The organism is Paenibacillus chibensis (assembly GCF_004001045.1).
Lineage (GTDB): Bacteria > Bacillota > Bacilli > Paenibacillales > Paenibacillaceae > Paenibacillus_AQ > Paenibacillus_AQ chibensis.
On the sequence record NZ_BIMK01000046.1, the window covers coordinates 1 to 19,858 of the forward strand.

The 19,858-nt window shown below is 49.2% G+C and carries 16 protein-coding genes; 8 read left to right on the forward strand and 8 right to left on the reverse strand.

Going from position 1 to position 19,858, the window contains the following annotated elements; genetic code table 11:
- Positions 1–142: 142 nt before the first annotated feature.
- Positions 143–1,234 carry a cyclic di-GMP phosphodiesterase gene (locus tag PCH05_RS25390; RefSeq protein WP_127607221.1) on the reverse strand — a complete coding sequence of 364 codons (1,092 nt, stop codon included), beginning with the start codon at positions 1,232–1,234 and terminating at the stop codon, positions 143–145.
- A gap of 182 nt (positions 1,235–1,416) precedes the next feature.
- The gene (gyrA, locus tag PCH05_RS25395; protein WP_127607223.1) at positions 1,417–3,978 is read right to left on the reverse strand and encodes a DNA gyrase subunit A; all 2,562 of its coding nucleotides are present in this window, start codon (positions 3,976–3,978) and stop codon (positions 1,417–1,419) included.
- 487 nt (positions 3,979–4,465) lie between these two features.
- Here gyrA and PCH05_RS25400 point away from each other — a divergent pair, with 487 nt between their 5' ends.
- Entirely contained in the window at positions 4,466–5,293 is an 828-nt protein-coding gene (locus PCH05_RS25400; RefSeq protein WP_127607225.1) for a YheC/YheD family protein, read from the forward strand.
- Between the two features lie 58 nt (positions 5,294–5,351).
- On the opposite strand, the gene gyrB is transcribed toward PCH05_RS25400, so the two are convergent.
- The 6 genes from gyrB to dnaA all read right to left on the reverse strand — a co-directional run bounded on the left by gyrB (position 5,352) and on the right by dnaA (position 11,713).
- On the reverse strand, positions 5,352–7,265 hold the full coding sequence (gene gyrB, locus PCH05_RS25405) for a DNA topoisomerase (ATP-hydrolyzing) subunit B (protein WP_127607227.1): 1,914 nt from the start codon (positions 7,263–7,265) through the stop codon (positions 5,352–5,354).
- Positions 7,266–7,330: 65 nt separating this feature from the next.
- Positions 7,331–7,582 (reverse strand): extracellular matrix regulator RemB, encoded by a 252-nt coding sequence (gene remB / locus PCH05_RS25410; protein ID WP_127607229.1) that lies wholly within the window; start codon positions 7,580–7,582, stop codon positions 7,331–7,333.
- A 12-nt stretch (positions 7,583–7,594) separates the two neighbouring features.
- Positions 7,595–8,707, reverse strand: coding sequence for a DNA replication/repair protein RecF (recF, locus tag PCH05_RS25415; protein ID WP_127607231.1), 1,113 nt, complete (start codon positions 8,705–8,707; stop codon positions 7,595–7,597).
- A gap of 62 nt (positions 8,708–8,769) precedes the next feature.
- The gene (gene yaaA, locus PCH05_RS25420; RefSeq protein WP_127607232.1) at positions 8,770–8,988 is read right to left on the reverse strand and encodes a S4 domain-containing protein YaaA; all 219 of its coding nucleotides are present in this window, start codon (positions 8,986–8,988) and stop codon (positions 8,770–8,772) included.
- Positions 8,989–9,020: 32 nt separating this feature from the next.
- Entirely contained in the window at positions 9,021–10,163 is a 1,143-nt protein-coding gene (gene dnaN, locus PCH05_RS25425; protein ID WP_127607234.1) for a DNA polymerase III subunit beta, read from the reverse strand.
- Between the two features lie 203 nt (positions 10,164–10,366).
- On the reverse strand, positions 10,367–11,713 hold the full coding sequence (dnaA, locus tag PCH05_RS25430; RefSeq protein ID WP_127607236.1) for a chromosomal replication initiator protein DnaA: 1,347 nt from the start codon (positions 11,711–11,713) through the stop codon (positions 10,367–10,369).
- A gap of 853 nt (positions 11,714–12,566) precedes the next feature.
- Between dnaA and rpmH the strand changes: the two genes are divergently transcribed.
- The 7 genes from rpmH (at position 12,567) to rsmG (ending at position 19,358) form a co-directional block, all read left to right on the forward strand.
- The gene (gene rpmH / locus PCH05_RS25435; RefSeq protein WP_019914530.1) at positions 12,567–12,701 is read left to right on the forward strand and encodes a 50S ribosomal protein L34; all 135 of its coding nucleotides are present in this window, start codon (positions 12,567–12,569) and stop codon (positions 12,699–12,701) included.
- 333 nt (positions 12,702–13,034) lie between these two features.
- A complete protein-coding gene (gene rnpA, locus PCH05_RS25440; protein WP_127607238.1) occupies positions 13,035–13,385 on the forward strand; it encodes a ribonuclease P protein component in 351 nt (116 codons plus the stop codon).
- Positions 13,386–13,458: 73 nt separating this feature from the next.
- Positions 13,459–14,376, forward strand: coding sequence for a membrane protein insertase YidC (gene yidC, locus PCH05_RS25445; protein WP_127607240.1), 918 nt, complete (start codon positions 13,459–13,461; stop codon positions 14,374–14,376).
- Entirely contained in the window at positions 14,373–15,086 is a 714-nt protein-coding gene (jag, locus tag PCH05_RS25450) for an RNA-binding cell elongation regulator Jag/EloR (protein WP_127607242.1), read from the forward strand. Before yidC ends, jag begins: the two co-directional genes overlap by 4 nt.
- A 196-nt stretch (positions 15,087–15,282) precedes the next feature.
- On the forward strand, positions 15,283–16,659 hold the full coding sequence (mnmE, locus tag PCH05_RS25455; protein ID WP_127607279.1) for a tRNA uridine-5-carboxymethylaminomethyl(34) synthesis GTPase MnmE: 1,377 nt from the start codon (positions 15,283–15,285) through the stop codon (positions 16,657–16,659).
- Between the two features lie 89 nt (positions 16,660–16,748).
- Entirely contained in the window at positions 16,749–18,635 is a 1,887-nt protein-coding gene (gene mnmG / locus PCH05_RS25460; RefSeq protein WP_127607244.1) for a tRNA uridine-5-carboxymethylaminomethyl(34) synthesis enzyme MnmG, read from the forward strand.
- A gap of 3 nt (positions 18,636–18,638) precedes the next feature.
- Positions 18,639–19,358: a 16S rRNA (guanine(527)-N(7))-methyltransferase RsmG gene (gene rsmG, locus PCH05_RS25465; protein ID WP_127607246.1), complete on the forward strand. Its 720-nt coding sequence runs from the start codon at positions 18,639–18,641 to the stop codon at positions 19,356–19,358.
- Positions 19,359–19,858: the final 500 nt, after the last annotated feature.

Consider the following 19,858-nt stretch of genomic DNA (forward strand, 5'->3'; position numbering starts at 1 on the left):
TCTTTCGTTTTAATGCAAGCTTTTTTTTCAAAGCTCTTTCGAAGCTTTTCAGAAAAAATATTTCAAAGCTGCATCTTATTGATTCATGCCCTCAAGAGGACAAGAAATAATATAACACAGCTTTGTTAACTAAGTCAACTATTTAATTTAAAGTTATTACTTCGTCAATATAGAGATGTCTTTTTTGGACCAAATTGACGATTTCACCGCCGACCGAGACCATGGGCCGGGTTGGATTATTACTATCCGTAAAGACAATTTCTCCAATCTGGTCATTGCTCAGACGAACAATTGTGCCGTTATGAAACTCGGTTGATTTTTTGATGAAAATTTGAACCAGCGATGGATCCAGCTTGCCGAATGCCTCGGAATGAATCTGCTCCAGCACCAAGTATGGCGACTGAGCTTTACGGTAGATCCGATTAAGCGACATGGCATGGAATATATCGGTGATGCCGACGATCTTGGCGTACACATGGATTTTGCTTCCGTCGAGACGCAAAGGATAACCCGAGCCGTCCACCTTTTCGTGGTGCTGCAAAGCAGCCAGTCTGACCCCTTCATTGATGGCGGTCACATTTTTTAAAATTTGATAGCCATATGTCGTGTGCCTGCGCATCTCTTCAAACTCCGCCGTCGTTAGCGGTTGAGGCTTGTATAGTAGCGTCGGATCAATCTTCGTATTGCCGATGTCGTGAAATAGCCCGGCAAAGGCAGCTTGCATCCAATCCTTCTGCTGTAGCCCACTCCATTTGGATAGCAGATAAGAAGAAAGAGCACTCAAAACGGCATTATGGTAGTTATAATCATACTCATTCATGGATCTTGGCGCGAAGGTCAAAGGATTGTAATCCTTAATATGCGCAATGACCGCTTCCAGTTGGTTACGCAGCTCGTAGATCGGCAGCTCCGAGGCAACGACGGACTGATAAGCGCTTTTCACAAGCTGAATTAATCGGTCATATTCCTCATGAAGCGATGAAGGCGGCGCAATCGGTTCGGCCGATGTTTGTTCCTTTTTTACACTTTTATGAATCGCTGGCTTCGAGCCATTTTTTGAATCCCCTTCACCGGCATCGATCTCGACATACTGCACCATAAAAGCACGCAGAATATCCAGATCACGCGGGAGCAGAACCGTTCCTTTGTGCATCAGGAGACCGCCCATGGGAGTATGTACATCTTTTGAAAGCTTAATGCCCGGTTTTAATTCCAAAATAGATATGCTGGCCATCACGATTACCTCGCTAACTTCCACCTATAAATAAATGGCAATATACACCATTATATTACGTACGGTAAGGCTGTACAATCCATTTTCGCGCAGGACTTGCATATATGCGTAATTATAAACCAAAAGAGCCGGTTCTAGCATGCAGCAATGCATCTAAAACCAAGCTCTTTTTAAATTAAGGATTATTCTTCGTCGGAACCGTCGGCTTCCGCTCCGCCTTCTTCAAGGCCTTCAGGAGCCTCCTGAGCCGCTGGACCTTCAGCCGGAGAGTTCATGCCGTTCTCTTCAAACTCGCCGCCATCTTCCTCATCCTCAGGCTCGTCGCTCTTATCCGCACGACACACCGTGGCCACAAAATCATCTTCACGGATATTGATCAGCTTCACGCCCTGGGTGTAGCGTCCCATTTGAGAAATACCATCAATGCTCGTACGGATCAAGGTGCCGCTGGACGTAATGATCATCAGATCCTCATCCGGCTTCACGACCTTCAGGCCGACAACCGAGCCGTTCTTATCGGTCACGTTCATCGTCTTGATGCCCTTGCCGCCACGGGTCTGGGAACGATAATCGCTCAGAGGCGTACGTTTGCCATAGCCCTTGGACGTCACGATCAAGGCATCGAGATCCTTATCGACGACATCCATACCGATGACCTCGTCATTATCGTCCAGCGTGATCCCTTTAACCCCGGTAGCACTGCGGCCCATGGAACGAACATCGTTCTCGGAGAAACGGATCGACATCCCTTGTGCTGTACCCATGATCAACTCCTGCTGTCCATCGGTCAGCTTGACTTCAATCAAGGCATCGTCTTCACGCAGATTAATCGCGATCAGGCCGCCCTTACGGATATTAACGTAGTCTTCCAGCGGTGTTTTCTTGACAATCCCGCTCCGCGTTACGAAGAACAGGTACTTGTCGCTCTCGAACTCTTCCACCGGAATCACAGCATTAATCGTCTCTCCCTGTTCGATTTGAATCAGGTTGATGATTGCCGTTCCGCGAGCCGTGCGGCTAAGCTCCGGAATTTCGTAAGCCTTAAGCCGGTATACCTTACCCCGATCCGTGAAGAACATGAGATAGTGGTGCGAATTGGTCACGAAGAGATGCTCGACAAAGTCCTCATCCTTCGTATCCATGCCCACGACCCCGCGTCCGCCGCGTTTTTGGCTGCGGTACGTGTTCGCCGGCAAGCGTTTGATGTAGCCGGTATGGGTAATCGTGATGACCACTTCCTCACGCGGAATGAGGTCTTCATCCAGTATGCTCTCTTCACCCACCGTGATTTCGGTACGGCGATCGTCGGCAAAACGCTCCTTGATTTCAAGCAGCTCATTGCTGATGATCTCCAGAACCAGATGATGATTCGCCAAAATTTCTTTGTACTCTGCAATTTTGGTCATCAATTCCTGATATTCGTTTTCGATTTTCTCGCGTTCCAGACCGGTCAGGCGCTGCAAACGCATTTCGAGAATCGCCTGGGTCTGCTCATTGCTGAGCCCAAAGCGTTCAATCAACCGTTCACGGGCAATATCCGTAGTCTGCGATCCGCGGATGATCGAAATGACCTCGTCCAGATGGTCCAAAGCCACACGCAATCCTTCGAGAATATGGGCGCGTGCTTCAGCCTTTTTCAGATCGTATTCGGTACGCCGGCGTATAACCTCTACCTGATGCTCCAGGTAGTAGTGCAGCACATCGCGCAGGCTGAGAACTTTCGGTTCATTTTTCACAATCGCCAGCATGTTGATGCCAAAAGTAGACTGCATCGCCGTATGCTTATACAGATTGTTCAGCATCACGCTAGGATTCACGTCGCGGCGCAGCTCAATGACGATCCGCATGCCGTTGCGGTCTGATTCATCCCGAAGGTCGGTAATGCCATCAATTCGCTTCTCACGTACCAACTCGGCAATCTTCTCTACCAAACGAGCCTTATTCACCTGGTACGGAAGCTCCGTCACGATAATGCGCGCCTTGTTGTTATTCTCTTCTATTTCGGCCTTAGCCCGCATCGTAACGGAGCCGCGGCCGGTTTCGTAAGCCTGACGGATGCCCGAACGGCCAAGAATATAGCCGGCTGTCGGGAAGTCAGGTCCCTTAATGTAATCCATCAGATCCAGCGATGTCAGATCGGGATCTTTAATCAGGGCAAGTGCCCCATCGATAACTTCACCCAGGTTATGCGGCGGAATATTGGTTGCCATCCCGACGGCAATACCCGACACGCCATTGACCAGCAAGTTCGGGTAACGTGCAGGCAGTACAACCGGTTCCAGTTCTTCGCCATCATAGTTTTCGGTAAAATCAATGGTTTCTTTGTTAATATCGCGCAGCATTTCCTGCGCAATCTTCGATAGACGCGCCTCGGTATAACGCATAGCAGCCGGAGCATCACCGTCAACAGAACCAAAGTTCCCGTGACCCTCGACAAGCATGTAGCGCATCGAAAAATCCTGAGCCATCCGGACCATCGTCTCATAGGCAGGCACATCACCGTGTGGGTGATACTTACCGATGACTTCGCCAACGATTCTGGCCGATTTCTTAAACGGTTTGTCCGGGGACAGGCCAAGCTCGGACATGGCATACAGCACACGACGGTGTACCGGCTTCAATCCATCACGCACATCCGGCAACGCCCGGCTCACGATGATGCTCATCGCATAATCCATAAAGGATTCGCGCATTTCTACACCAATATCCCGCGCCTTAATCTGGGAATTATTTTCTTCCGCCATGGTGGACCTCCTCCAATTCACTTACAAACGCATCTATAATCAATCCAAACTAAAGCTATACGGCCTGTTGATTCTGGAATGTGATAGCTTTCCAGGTCACCTGTTCCGCATGTTGCTTTAGTTCCATACAGGCATAAAACGGCAAGCCGCAATCCGCCGGTTACCGGGGAAAGCAGTACCGCTGAATGATACAAAATACGATAAATCCGCTAATCTTTATTATATTACTTTCACAAAAGGAGCACAATTAAACGTTTGGCAATGAATCACCCATTTAGCGCCCAACTTGACCGCATATGGGGATTCGCCCTACCTTCTTTTGTCTACGGGCATATAATGATAGGCAAAAGGACTGTTTTACCAGGCTTTTCAGGGCTTCGCCTTTAAAATCTCAACATCTTTATATTATACCATTCATTTGCACCCTTGTCCTATGTTTTACGCATTCTTCGGTCCACTCAACTTTAGCGGAAAGGATGACGTTCACTTGACCATACAGCGTGTATCAAGCAAATGGGCTAAAACGAAGGTGCTGCTTCAAAGCAGGCAACTCACGCGCTATATCCCTCTTACTCGAAAATATTCACGAGCGGCCCTTGCCGAAATGCTGAACGAACGCTCGCTTGTATACATTAAGCCGGACATCGGTACTTATGGCAACGGCGTGATGAGCGTCGAACGGCTGCATGAACTCAAACCGCAAGAGCAAGACAGCGAGCCTGCTTCTCCTGAGAAATATAAGCTTCATTACGTGACAAGCAGCCAAGAATTCTCATCATTGGATGATCTTCACCGTGCCATTCGTGATCGAACCCAGCAGAAGCTCTATCTTCTTCAGCATGGCATTTTCAAATTGAAATATAGGGATCGATCCTTTGACCTTAGGGTTTTGACGCAAAAAACGCCTTACGGCAGCTGGGAAACCACCGGCATTATCGGACGTGTGGCGGCCAAGAACAAAATCATCACCAACTACCACAGCGGAGGCTCCATTCGTATGCTCGATGAGGTGCTGGAGGAGCATGCCACCCAGGAACGAATCAACCTGCTTGAGAAGGAGCTTTACCAGCTTGGCGTAGAAACGGCAAAACAGCTGCAGAAGGAATATCCTCGGCTCAAGGAGATCGGTCTGGATGTGGCGATCGATCAAAACCTCATCCCCTGGATTCTTGAAGTCAACACCCTGCCTGCTATTTTTCCTTTCAAAAAATTTTTCAAAGACAAAAGCATTTACCGCCGGATCGAGCGTTACGCCATCGCATACGGACGCCTTTCTTCCCCAGGTAAGGGTTCCCGCAGCAAATCGAAAGCCTAATGCTCCCCTCAAAAGAAAAAGGTGCCTCTTCAGGCACCTTCTTGGCGTTATTGCGATTCTATATATCCAGGTTCTTCACATGTTTGGCATGCTCGTGAATGAAATCACGGCGCGGCTCGACATTGTCACCCATCAAGGTATCAAAAATCATATCCGCCTGCATGGCATCTTCGATCGTCACCTGCAGCATCGTCCGGCTTTCCGGATCCATCGTGGTTTCCCACAGCTGTTCCGGGTTCATCTCGCCCAGACCTTTATAGCGCTGAATGTTGAATTTCGCGCCTTCTCCGAATTCGGCGATAATCTCATCGCGTTCCTTCTCGGTACCGGCATACCGGACCGTCTTGTTCCGTTCGATCTTGTACAGCGGCGGTTGAGCGATATAAACGTATCCCGCTTCGATCAGTTGCCGCATATACCGGTAGAAGAACGTGAGCAGCAGCGTACGAATATGAGCACCGTCGACGTCGGCATCGGTCATGATAATAAGCTTGTGGTAACGGGCTTTGCTGATGTCGAAATCCTCATCGCCAATCCCGGTTCCCATCGCGGTTACCATCGCCCGAATTTCCAGGTTGGACAGGATCCGGTCCAGACGCGCTTTTTCAACGTTCAGGATTTTACCGCGGATCGGCAGAATCGCCTGGAAGTGACGGTCACGGCCCTGTTTGGCAGACCCGCCGGCAGAGTCCCCTTCGACGATGTACAGCTCACTGATCGACGCATCCTTGGAGGAGCAGTCGGCCAGCTTACCCGGCAGGGCGCTGATTTCGAGCGCGCTCTTACGTCTAGTCAGCTCACGCGCTTTACGCGCGGCTTCCCGGGCGCGGGATGCCTGCAAGGCTTTCTCCAGCACGCGTTTGGATACGGACGGATTTTCGCCCATGAATTCCTGCAGCTTCTCCGAAAACAGGGATTCCACGATACCGCGGACTTCGCTGTTGCCGAGCTTGGTTTTCGTCTGTCCCTCGAACTGAGGCTCGGGAATCTTAACGGATATGATCGCCGTCAGACCTTCACGCACGTCATCGCCGGACAGGTTGGAGTTGCTATCCTTGATCATGCCGCTCTTGCGGGCATAATCGTTAATAATCCGGGTCAGCGCACTCTTGAAGCCGGATTCGTGCGTGCCGCCTTCATGCGTGTTGATGTTGTTGGCAAACGAATAAATATTTTCCGTATAGCTGTCGTTATACTGGAGCGCGATTTCGACCTGAATCATGTCGCGCGAGCCTTCCACGTATATCGGCTGCTCGTGGAGCGCCTCTTTTTTCTCATTCAAAAACTTGACGTATTCGATAATGCCGCCTTCGTATTTGAAATAGTTGGAGGCTCCTGTCCGTTCGTCAGTAAGCGTCAGAGCGATGCCTTTGTTCAGGAACGCCAGCTCTCTGATCCGGGTCAGCAGCGTGTTGTAGTCGTACTCCGTCGTCTCGGTGAAAATCTCCGGATCCGGCAGAAATGTAACAGTCGTACCGTGATCCTCTGTTTCCCCCACCACTTTAATATCGTACTGCGGAACGCCGCGATGATATTCCTGCTGATAAATATGTCCATCACGTCGTACCTGCACAACAACCTTCGTAGACAAGGCATTGACGACGGAAACGCCGACGCCGTGCAGACCGCCGGATACCTTGTACCCGCCGCCGCCGAATTTACCGCCTGCATGCAGTACGGTCATAACCACTTCCAGCGTGGATTTTTTCAGCTTTTCATTCTCACCTACCGGAATTCCCCGTCCGTTATCAATTACCGTAATGCTGTTGTCTTTGTGGACAATGACTTCGATATGATCGCAAATGCCGGCCATCGCTTCGTCAATACTGTTGTCCACTACTTCCCATACCAAATGGTGAAGGCCTTTGGCACTGGTGGATCCGATATACATACCAGGACGTTTCCGGACGGCTTCCAGACCTTCCAGAACCTGAATCTGACTCTCATCATATTGCGGTTGATTCATAGACATGCCTGTCACCTACTTCTATAATTTCGATATCTGCTGTTACGATGGTTTAAAAAAGTTCATCTATGTCAAGCGTTGGCCACGAACACTTTTGCCCGTTTCTTGAGTGTGGAGGATGAAATCGGGGAATAGTATACTGTACTTTTCGTCACGACGATGGACTTGGCTTCCTCTTCGCCGATATATTCCACGTTCTTTTGCTGACAAGCGTGGCTGGCAAACTGCTTGGATATTTTCGAGGATTTCTCGATCGATATATCAAAGATAGCAACCAGCTCCGCGGAACGGATAATTTTTTCACCGCCCAGATGAATATACATAGTCCCAACTCCTTAAGAGCCAATATGCCCTTCACGGACATGATAAATATTGGCGTTCTTCAGTTTATCCACACTCAGGCTCTCGATTCCCGTCGCTGTAATAAAGGTTTGCACCTTGCTCTGAAAGGTCTCGATCAGCTGCGTTTGGCGGTAAGGATCCAGTTCCGACAGAACATCGTCCAGAAGCAGTACAGGATATTCCCCGATTTCCTCCTGGATCAGTTCGATCTCAGCCAGTTTGAGAGACAGCGCCGTCGTGCGCTGCTGCCCCTGCGATCCGTACGTATGCACTTCCCTGCCATTGATGTAAAACGCCAGATCATCACGATGAGGCCCGGCAAGCGTCATCCCCCGCCGAAGCTCCTGATCCTTCAGTTGTGATAATTTTAACATAAATTGTTCAAAAAGATAAGCTTCATCTTCCTCCGCCTCTTCGCCAAACGACGGAAGATAGACAAGCTTCAGGTCCTCGCTGCCGTTGGTAATGCCGTGGTGGATGGATTCTGCCCATCTTTGCAGCTTTACTATGAATTGTTTCCTCTTTTTGATGATTTTAACACCATGCTCGGCCAGCTGCTGGTCCCATACCTCCAAAAGACCCTGCTGCGGCTTGTCCTTGCCCCACATCTGCTTCAGCAAGTTGTTGCGCTGGTTCAGCACCTTCTGGTACTGCTGCAGATGATACAGGTATCCGGGCTGGACCTGGCCGATCTCCATGTCAAGAAAACGCCGGCGAATGCCTGGCGTTCCCTTCACGATCTCCAAATCCTCCGGCGCGAACATGACCACATTCAGCGACCCGATAAAATCACTCAGCTTCCGCTGCTCGAGGCCGTTCAGCTTGGCCTTCTTCCCCTGCGGGGACAAGCTTAAATCGAGCGTCAGCGGTCCATACTTCTTCCCCACCACCGCCGACAAGTGCGCGCTTTTTTCTTGAAAGGAGATCAGCTCGCGGTCCCTTGCGGTACGGTGGCTTTTGGTCAGCGCGAGCACAAAGATCGCCTCGACCAGATTGGTTTTCCCCTGGGCATTTTGTCCGATCAGCAGGTTCACATCGCCGAAAGAATCCAGCTGCAGTGCCTCGTAGTTACGGTAATGCTGCAGACTGATGCTTTTTACAAACACTTCCGTTTCCTCCTCATTTCCCGCCTATTGCCACATGCAGCCGCGGCTTCGTGAGGGGTGTATCAAGATTTTTGGATCACGGTAAATTCGCCGATAGACTCGACCTTCACCCGATCTCCGGTATAGAGCTTGCGGCCGCGGCGTTCCTCCGGTTCTCCGTTCACAAGCACCTGGCCTTCCTGCAGCAGAGCCTTCGCCATTCCGCCTGTGGATACGCAATCTGCCAGTTTCAAGAACGAATCAAGCTTAATATATTCACTGTGGATAACTATTTCTTTCATCGGTAACGCCCTTCCTGTGCATAAGTTCGAGCTTAGTTGGTGGTCCGGTACGGAAGAATGATATACGTGCTTTGGCTGTCATCCATCGGTTTGAGGATAATCGGGCTCATCATGCCGGTAAAGGCGATCATCAGCTGCTCGCTCTCCACGATTTTCAGCACATCCAGCATATATTTCGAGTTAAAGGAAATGCGCAGCGGCTCCCCTTTGAAATCAATGACCTCGAGTTCTTCGCGGACCTTGCCGAGCTCGGACGAGCTGGAGGAAATCTCGATGCCTCCATTGTCCATCGTCTGCAGCCGAACGATATTCGTTTTTTCCTCACGGGACAGCAAATAAGCGCGATCGATCGATTCGCTTAATTTTTTTGTGTCCAACACGAGTTCTGTTTTGTAGCTTGTCGGAATAATTCTAGAAGTATCCGGATAAATGCCGTCCAGAATACGGGAATAGAACAATACGCGGTCCAGTTTAAAAAGCACCTGGTTGTCCGCAACGACGATATCCACCAGAGCGTTCTGATCGGGGACGATTTTGCTCAGCTCGTTCAGCGTTTTGCCGGCAATGACGACATTGCTGAATTTCACTTCTTCGGTACCGTCCAGATGAGCGGAACGCGTCGCAAGGCGGTGGCGGTCGGTTGCCGTGAATTTCAGGTCATTATGTTCCAGGTTCCACAACACCCCGGTCAAGATAGGCGTCGTTTCCTGGGTGGAAATGGCGAAGCCCGTTTGGCGAATCATGTTTTTCAGCAGGACGCCAGGGACGGAGATCGTCTGATTGCCTTCGATGTCGGGAAGCACAGGGAATTCCTCCGGATCCAGGCCTACCATCTGGATTTCTGTGGCACCGGAAGAAATGAAGGTTTGGAACTGCTCTTTAACCTCCATTTGGACTTCCTGAGAAGGCAGCTTCTTGATGATTTCCACGAAAAATTTGGCGGGAAGAACGACGCTGCCGGGTTGCTCCACCTGAACGATGGTGCGGTTGTCATCCTCAATTGGAATAAACGACTGGATGGAGATATCCGTATCGCTGGCTGTCAATGTGACACCTTGATGGGTTACATCCAGCTTGATGCCTCCAAGGATTGGAATGGTTGTGCGGCTGGATATCGCTTTGGATACATGCTGAATGGATTCGTTAAGGACGTTTTTAAGGATGCTGATCTTCATCTTTTCACTCCTAGCAGGAATTTCGGGCTGATGAGCGAGTAGGTTTGAGGGACTCGCTGTGCGCAGCTCTTATGATATATATTTTAATATTTTTAATAATAGTAATAGCAGTAGGGGCACTGAATATGTGGATAAGCCCGTCAAGTCTAATAAAATTAAGCCTATCCACATGTGTACAGATTGTGCATAGGCTTTGAACTTGTTCAGGTTGGATTTTTGATTTTTTCTGTAATATTATTGACCACTTTAAAGAGATCCTGATCATTTTTAAGCGATTGGGTGATCTTCTCATGCGCATGGATCACGGTGGTGTGGTCTCTGCCTCCGAAGGCTTCCCCGATTTTGGGCAGGGAAAAATCCGTCAGCTCGCGCGAAAGATACATGGCAATCTGCCGCGGGAAGGCGACGGCTTTCGTTCGTTTGCGTGCCTTGAAATCCTCCAGCTTCAGATTGTAGTATTCCCCAACCTTTTGCTGAATGTCCGCAATGGTGATCATTTTAGGACGGCTCGAAGGAATGATATCCTTCAGCGCTTCGGCTGCCAGGTGCGTGGTGACGTCCTGATTGGTCAGCGACGAATAGGCGACGACCCGAATCAACGCCCCTTCGAGCTCACGAATGTTCGTATCGATCTGGTTGGCGATATACATCATGGCTTCGTTCGGGATATCAAGATTTTCGGCCTTCGCTTTTTTGCGTAAAATGGCGATCCGCGTTTCCAAATCCGGCGGCTGAATATCGGTGATAAGTCCCCATTCGAAGCGGGATCTCAGCCGGTCCTCAAGCGTCGGAATTTCCTTTGGCGGTCTATCACTGGAGATGATGATCTGCTTTTGTTCCTCATGCAGCGCGTTGAATGTATGGAAAAATTCCTCCTGAGTCGATTCTTTCCCAGCCAGGAATTGAATGTCGTCAATCAGTAGTATATCCACGTTGCGATACTTGTTTCGGAAGCTCTCCGCCCGGTTGTCCCGGATGGAGTTGATGAATTCATTCGTGAATTTCTCGGAAGAAATATACACGACACGGCTTGCAGGATTATGCTCCAGGATGTAGTGGCCAATGGCATGCATCAAGTGCGTCTTTCCCAGTCCAACCCCTCCGTACAGAAACAAAGGGTTGTAGGCTTTTGCCGGCGCCTCGGCGACGGCGAGCGATGCCGCATGGGCAAACCGGTTCCCGGATCCAATCACGAACGTATCAAAGGTGTATTTGGGATTCAGCATATGAGTAAATGCTTCTTCTTGGGTCACCTGAGGCATTGGAGCGGGCTGCTGGGGAACGACTTCTGCAGGCTTGTTCTCTTCAATGACGAATTTGACGTCGACTTGTTTGCCAAGCACTTCAAAGATCGTCGAGCTGACGAGTTTGGTATAGCGGCTTTCCAACCATTCAACAGCAAAAGTGGTAGGCGCGGAAATGATAATGGAGTGGTCACTCATTTGGATCGCTTTCGTTGCTTTAAACCAGGTGTCGAAGCTTGGCTTGCTGAGCTTGGTATGAATAATTGATAGGATTTGCTGCCATAGTTCGGAAGTATGGCTGTCCACTAGACTGTCACTCCTTTAAATCTTCCAAATGCGGGCTTGCCTTCAGCCACTTGAGTGGAATTGTCGAAAAAAAATGAATGCTGCTGAAATTTATCCCCAATTTTAAGATCGGAGAAAATAAAAAAAAGTGGACAAATTAAAATTGTTCACAAGTTTATCCACAGCTTGTTGATAATATTAGGGGTGTAAACAGATATTCACAACCAAAAGTAATATAATCATAGCAAAAGAATCCCTTTTTATCAATGTATCCGTCCATTTTATCCACAAATTCAATAAGTTGTGTATAAATGATATTCACAATACTATATATTGTTTATAAATTGTTTAGCTTTCGACAGCATTCCTAAAATTAGAAAATCAGTTGTGCACAGCTTATGCCGGAAAAGGGAAAGTTGCGGCGATTCTTGTGAACAGGTGGATAAGTCGTATCTGTGGATGTCCGCGCGCCCCATCCGGAATTTCCTGTGGAAAACTCGTTAAACATGGCGCTGCGGCGGCGGTGAATTTCAATACTGTGAATATGCCCAAAAAAATTAAGAAGAAAAACTAAAAATGTGGATAAGGACCGAAGGCAGGCTCCCATCGGGTTCCTACAATAAAGAGCGTGAAAGAGCGGCGGATCCGCGAGCAGATAAGGTGCTGCCGATTGTTTACGCAGAAGTCGCGAAATGTCGAATCAGTGACAAATGAGGGGAAGGGCCGTTAAACTACGATATGAATGAGGAAATAGGGGAAGGGATCAGTTGACTTTTAGGCATGGGCATGGTTAAATGTATAAAGGCATTTTCTGTGTAAATGAAAATGAATTAACCATAAAGGTTATGAGATCCTGTAAGGGGGTGTGCAATACATGAGACCGACATTTAAACCGAATGTGAGCAAACGCAAAAAGGTTCATGGTTTCCGGAAAAGAATGAGCACGAAAAACGGCCGTAAAGTGCTGGCAGCTCGTCGCCTTAAAGGCAGAAAAGTATTGAGTGCGTAAATTTCGTGCATGAAGACCACTGCGGTGGTCTTTTTTTCTTCAATTTTGAGGGGAAGCGGGGCACTTTTCCGCAGATTTTGTTATAGATTCACTTCAAAATGACAAAAAAGAGGGAAGGGCGAACTTGGCACCGGCTGGTTTATGCAGGTGATGAAAAGCCGATACTGTTCATAAAACTTCCTTATATTATATGAAGTAAAAAATTTTATGGATCAGCCGGCATTTCTCTGATTATGAGGAGAGTCGTCCGATCCTGTAGGAAAATTAAGCTTTCTTGCGGCCACGTTGGGGCCGGTTGAACGAAGAGGGCGGAGGAGCAGGCAGGGGATACGGTTGCACAAAAGTTTACGATTACGAAACCGGGCGGACTTCAGCCGCGTATATCGTCATGGAAAGTCTTTTGCGAACCATCAGTTTGTCGTCTACTGGTTCCGCAAAAAAGAGGTAGAGAAATTCCGCGTAGGAATTTCCGTCAGCAAAAAGGTGGGCAACGCCGTTGTCCGCAACCGGATGCGCCGGCTCGTGAAGGAGATCGTCCGTCATCAGGAGGACAAGCTGATCGAGCATGTGGATCTTGTTTTTATCGTCCGTAAAGGTGCGCTTGATATGCCGTATAAGGACCTGGAAAAGAGCGTGCTTCACGTGCTCCGCAAGGCGTCGCTTCTGAGGTCTTCAGGGCGGTGAAAGCTGGTTTCTTTGTCCAATTAATTATGGTATGATTTACGTTGAACGGAAGTGTTCAGAGAGGGGTTATGAAGTGTCGCTATTCAAGACGAGACGAGGCAGGAAATGGATCCTGCTCATTGCAGTGATGATGCTGGCGGTGCTGGTATTATCAGGTTGCAGTTCTAATTCGGTACAATATACGACCGAGGATATGAGAAACAGCGGAAGCTTCTGGCAAAAAAACGTCGTTTATTATTTCTCGTATGCACTGGACACGATTGCGCATTGGTTTAACGGCGAATACGGTCTGGCCGTCCTGGTGATGGTGATTATCGTGCGGACGATTATTTTGCCGCTGTCCATCAAGCAGGTTCGAAGCTCTAGAGCCATGCAGGCCATTCAGCCGGAGCTGGCCAAAATCAAGGAGAAATACAAAGACAATCCGGAGAAGCAGCAGCAGGAAACGATGCGCTTGTTCCAGGAAAATAAGGTTAATCCGATGGCAGGATGTTTGCCGCTGATTGTGCAGATGCCTGTTTTTATCGCTCTCTATAATTCGATTATTCACAATAAATATTTGTATGAACACTCTTTCTTGTGGCTTCAGCTCGGTAAGCCGGACCATACCTTCATACTGCCGCTGCTCGCTGCAGCGACGACATTCCTGCAATCCAGAATGATGATGAAGATGAACCCAAGCCCGCAGCAGGGGGCAATGCAGTTCATGATGCTCGTGTATCCGGTGCTGATTTTCTTCATGTCCTATCAGTTCCCGTCTGCACTTCCGCTGTACTGGTTCTTCAGTAACCTGTACACGATCATTCAGAACTATTTCTTGTACCGCAACCACAAGCCAGCAGCCAACGTAGCAGCCGTTTCTTCCGCCGGAGGAAACAGCAGCAAAGGCGGCAAAAACAACAACCAAGGCGCTAAGAACAACAGCCAAGGAAACAAAGGCAATAAAGGCAATGCGGGAAAAGGTAAAAAGGAGGCCAAAAAATCTAAATGAGCAAAGTCGTCGTATCAGGAAAAACCGTTGAAGAAGCTGTAAGACAAGGGCTAGCCCAGCTTGGGGTAAGTCAGGACCGTGTCACGGTCAAAACCATAACGCAGCCGTCAAAAGGATTCCTGGGATTGATTGGCGTAAAGGAAGCGAAGGTAGAGCTTACACTGCTCCCTGAGCCTGAAGCCAAACCAGTCAAGACGGCATCCACATTGCCATTAGATCAGCCGGTAAAGCTGCCGGAGGCCGAAGAAGAGAAACATGCCGGACAGGATCCTTACGAAGAAGCCGTCCGCTTCATTAAGGATGTCGGCAAGAGCATGGGACTGGACGTCACCGTAGACGTGCAGCATGCCAAAGACGTAACCACGCTTCATATATTCGGACCCGATTTGGGTCTTGTCATAGGCAGAAGGGGACAAACCCTGGATGCTCTGCAGTATCTGGCCAACATCGTGGCCAACCGCTACTCGGACAGCTACATCCGGATTGTGCTGGATGCCGAGAACTTCCGGGAGCGGCGCAGAAAAACGCTGGAGGATCTGGCGGATCGCTTAGCGGGCCGTGTGATCCGATCTCACAAAGAGGTTGTTCTTGAGCCGATGTCTCCACAGGAGCGAAAAGTCATTCACTCCAGACTGCAGGATCATCCGCAGGTGAAGACGTACAGCAAAGGGGAAGAGCCGAACCGGCGTATCGTCATTACATTAAAGTAAACGGGATCATGGGATCCCTGGGATGAGACATGATGTGCAATGACTTTACTCAGCGCGTGCCGCTGATGAAGTCATTGCTTTTTTCGTAGATAAGACGCTGTTTTCATAGGAATCGTCTTGGTTATTCCTAAACTGGTTAGGATAATGTTAGGGATTCATGCATAAGGAACAACAGCAGGATAAAGAGGTGAAAGCATTGCTTAGCGATACGATAGCAGCTATTTCAACGGCGGTAGGCGAGGCGGGCATCGCGGTAATCCGCGTTAGCGGACCCGAATCGATAGCCGAAGTGGAAAAGATTTTTCGCAGTACAACGAAATTAACGGAAGCGGCGACGCATACCGTTCATTATGGGTATATTGTGGATCCTGACCATAGAGAGAAGATTGAAGAGGTTCTCGTCACGGTGATGAGGGCTCCGCGTTCTTTTACCACGGAGGATGTGGTTGAGATCAGCACGCATGGCGGCGTCATTTCCGTCAAAAGAGTGATGGATCTGCTGCTTCAGCAGGATATTCGATTGGCGGAGCCGGGGGAGTTCACCAAGCGCGCCTTTTTGAATGGGCGGATCGACTTGTCCCAGGCGGAAGCCGTAATCGACCTGATCCGGTCCAAATCGGACCGTGCATTCTCGGTCGCCTTGAAGCAGGTAGAGGGAGCTCTGTCCGACCAGATCGGGAAGCTGCGTCATATTTTGGTGGAGACGATGGCACATATTGAAGTCAATATCGATTACCCGGAGCATGATGTCGAATCGCTTACAGCCGAGTTTATCAAGGACAAAAGCATGGAAGTGATGCAGGGCATCGCCAAGCTGCTGAAGACGGCGGAGCAGGGGAAAATCCTGCGAGAAGGCATCACGACGGCCATCGTTGGACGGCCGAATGTGGGCAAATCTTCGCTCCTGAATGCCTTGGCCCACACGAATCGCGCCATTGTGACGGACATCCCGGGGACGACACGGGACGTGATTGAAGAGTTTGTTACGATTAATAACATTCCGCTTAAGCTGCTCGACACTGCCGGAATCCGGGAAACTATGGATGTGGTGGAGAAGATCGGCGTGGAGCGCTCCAAGCATGCCGTGACCGAAGCCGACTTGATCCTGCTCGTTCTGAATGCAAGCGAACCGCTGCATGAGGATGAACTGGAATTAATGGAACAAATCCGCGGTAGACAATCGATTGTCATTATGAATAAAATGGACTTACCTCCACAGCTGGATCGGGATATTTTAGCGCGGTTTTATGCGGAGGATCTGATCGTTCCGATGTCTGTGAAAACCCAGGAGGGGATCGATGCGCTGGAAGCAGCGATTTCGCAGCTCTTTTTCAGCGGAAGCATCGAATCCGGAGATTTGACCTATGTCAGCAACGTGCGCCATATCGCCCTGCTTAAAAAGGCCAACAAATCGCTTCAGGATGCTTACGAAGCCGCAGAACAGTTCATTCCGATCGACATGATTCAGATCGATGTGCGGCTCGCTTGGGAGCAGCTGGGCGAGATCATCGGGGATACGGCATCCGATACGCTGCTGGATCAAATATTCTCGCAGTTCTGCTTAGGTAAATAAGATTTTGCTTATATAGATAAATTGAATTAACGGTATTTCCTATATGATCACGAACGAATTTTTTTAGAATAATGAGGAGGTTTTTATTCATGAGTTATGATGGCGGCAGCTATGATGTTCTGGTCATCGGCGCGGGTCATGCCGGCTGTGAGGCTGCCCTGGCTGCAGCCCGAATGGGATGCAGTACGCTGATGATTACGATTAACCTGGATATGGTTGCGTTTATGCCCTGCAACCCGTCGATCGGTGGACCTGCAAAAGGTCATGTTGTACGGGAAATCGATGCTTTGGGCGGCGAAATGGGACGGAATATCGACAAGACCTTTATTCAAATGCGCATGCTGAATACAGGGAAGGGTCCTGCTGTTCACGCCCTGCGGGCACAGGCAGATAAGTTTTCCTATCAGCATACGATGAAAGAAACGATGGAGAAAGAGCCGAACTTGACGATGCGCCAAGGCATGGTGGAAGAGCTGATCGTGGAAGATGGCGTCTGCGTCGGCGCAATAACGAAGACCGGCACGGCTTACCGGGCCAAATCCGTCGTGTTGACGACGGGGACTTACCTGCGCGGGAAAGTCATCATGGGTGAAATGACGTACGAGAGCGGGCCGAACAACCAACAGCCTTCCATTAAATTGGCAGAAAATCTACGCCAGCTCGGCTTTGATCTGGTTCGTTTTAAAACGGGTACGCCTCCGCGTGTTCACAAATCAACGATTGATTTTTCGAAAACGGAAATCCAACCCGGGGATGACAAGCCGAAGTTCTTCTCATATGAAACGCAAGGCTCGGCTAACGAGCAGCTTCCTTGCTGGCTGACGTACACATCGCTGGAAACTCACCAAATCATTAATGCGAATCTGCACCGTGCACCGATGTTCTCAGGTATTATTGAAGGAACCGGACCGCGTTATTGCCCGTCGATCGAGGATAAAATCGTACGCTTCAGCGACAAGCCGAAGCATCAGATTTTCCTGGAGCCGGAAGGCAAAAACACATCTGAATATTATGTCCAAGGACTTTCCACCAGCATGCCGGAGGATGTTCAGCTGGCCATGCTGCGCTCCATTCCCGGCCTTGAAAAGGTCGAAATGATGCGTAACGGCTATGCGATCGAGTATGATGCGGTGGTGCCTACGCAGCTGTGGCCATCGCTTGAAACGAAGAAAATTCCGGGCCTGTTTACGGCGGGACAAATCAACGGCACTTCGGGTTATGAGGAGGCCGCCGGTCAAGGAATCATGGCCGGGATTAACGCTGCGCGCCGGGTTCAAGACAAGGAGCCTGTCGTGCTGGACCGTTCGCAGGGCTATATCGGCGTGTTGATCGATGATCTGGTGACAAAGGGGACGAACGAACCTTATCGTCTGCTGACTTCGCGCGCGGAATATCGTCTGCTGCTTCGGCATGACAATGCAGACCTCCGTCTGACACCGCTTGGCCATGAGATCGGCTTGATTTCCGATGACCGGTATGAAAAGTTCCTGGACAAAAAAGCGAAAGTTGAACAGGAAATCGAACGTCTGCAGGCAGCCAAGGTCGGTCCTTCCCACGTGAATGAGATGCTGGAACGCCTAGGCTCCGCACCGATTCAGGATGGCAGCAATCTGCTTACGATTTTGCGTCGTCCGGAAGTGAGCCATGATAACATCGAAGAAATTTCGCCATCTCCATTCGATCTGACCGAGGAAATGAAGGAGCAGGTAGAAATTCAGATTAAATATGCCGGATACATTGAAAAACAGCTCATCCACGTCGAACGCTTGAAAAAGATGGATAAGAAGAAGATTCCGGATACGATTGATTATAATGAAATCGAAGGCATTGCGATTGAAGCTCGGCAAAAGCTCTCCAGCATCCGGCCGATCTCCATCGGGCAGGCTTCCCGTATATCCGGCGTCACGCCGGCTGATATTTCCATTCTGCTGGTTTATCTGGAGCACTATAACCGGGTAACCGCCGCAAGAGGTTAACACATGGATCCTATTCAAGAGACTTTTACGCAGCGACTGCATGAAAAAGGGATCGAGTTAAGCTCCTCCCAGCTGGACCAGTTTGAAACATACTATCGCGAGCTGGTGTCCTGGAATGAAAAGATGAATCTAACCGGTATTACTGACCGGGATCAGGTATATACGAAGCATTTTTATGATTCCATATCCCTTGGTTTTTATGTGGATATGAATCGGGTGCAAACGATGGCGGATATCGGTTCCGGTGCCGGGTTCCCCGGCATTCCGCTCAAGATTTGTTTTCCGCAGGTACAGCTGACCATCATCGACTCCTTGAACAAACGGATTGGCTTCCTTCAGCATATTGCGAAGGAAACCGGCTTGGAGCAGGTACAGCTTCTGCATGGACGGGCCGAGGATTGGGCACGCAAACCGGAGCATCGCGATCATTACGATTTGGTTACGGCCAGAGCAGTGGCTAAGCTGGCGGTGTTAAATGAGTTTTGTCTTCCTTATGCGAAGGTCGGGGGGATATTCGCGGCGATGAAGGGGAGCAGCCCGGACGAAGAAGTGAAGGAAGCAACTCGCAGCTTGAAGGAGCTGAAGGGCAGATTGAATCGGGTCGAGAAATTTTCCCTTCCGGTTGAAGAGGCTGAACGCCATATCATCATCATCGATAAAACAGCGGGCACGCCGGGTAAATATCCGCGCAAAGCGGGAACAGCCATTAAAACGCCTCTGTAAATATATAACTCTCTCTTTTATAAATCGAAGGAATGAAAGAGTAACTACCTGCTGCCCTCTGTATGATCCCGAATTTCAAGAGGAAGCAAGATCAAGCTCCAGTTCTTGTTTATATCGTGGAAAGCTCGGTGAGAGAAGAAAAGGAATGTTTCACGTGAAACATTCCTTTTTTTGTGCGCATCAATGTTTTGAAATTTTGTGACGTGAAGCAAGTGGATGAGGGGAAAAGGACACGTGAAGAGAGATTCTTTTAACGCTGGCTAGGGTGGGTGGTGAGCTGAAATCGTTCATATTTTGTGCAGAGTTTGGATTTATTGCGAACTCACAGATCGTCAAAAAATAAGTGTTCGGCAGGAAAAAAAGGGGACTTTGGAGAATAGGATTATATGAAAAAAAGTGGTAGAATAGAGAGAGTTACACGGACTGATTCTCAGTGCCGATTTTACGTATCGGTTGACCGGAGCAACGACTGCTTGGAAGATCGGATCTCGTAGATCAAT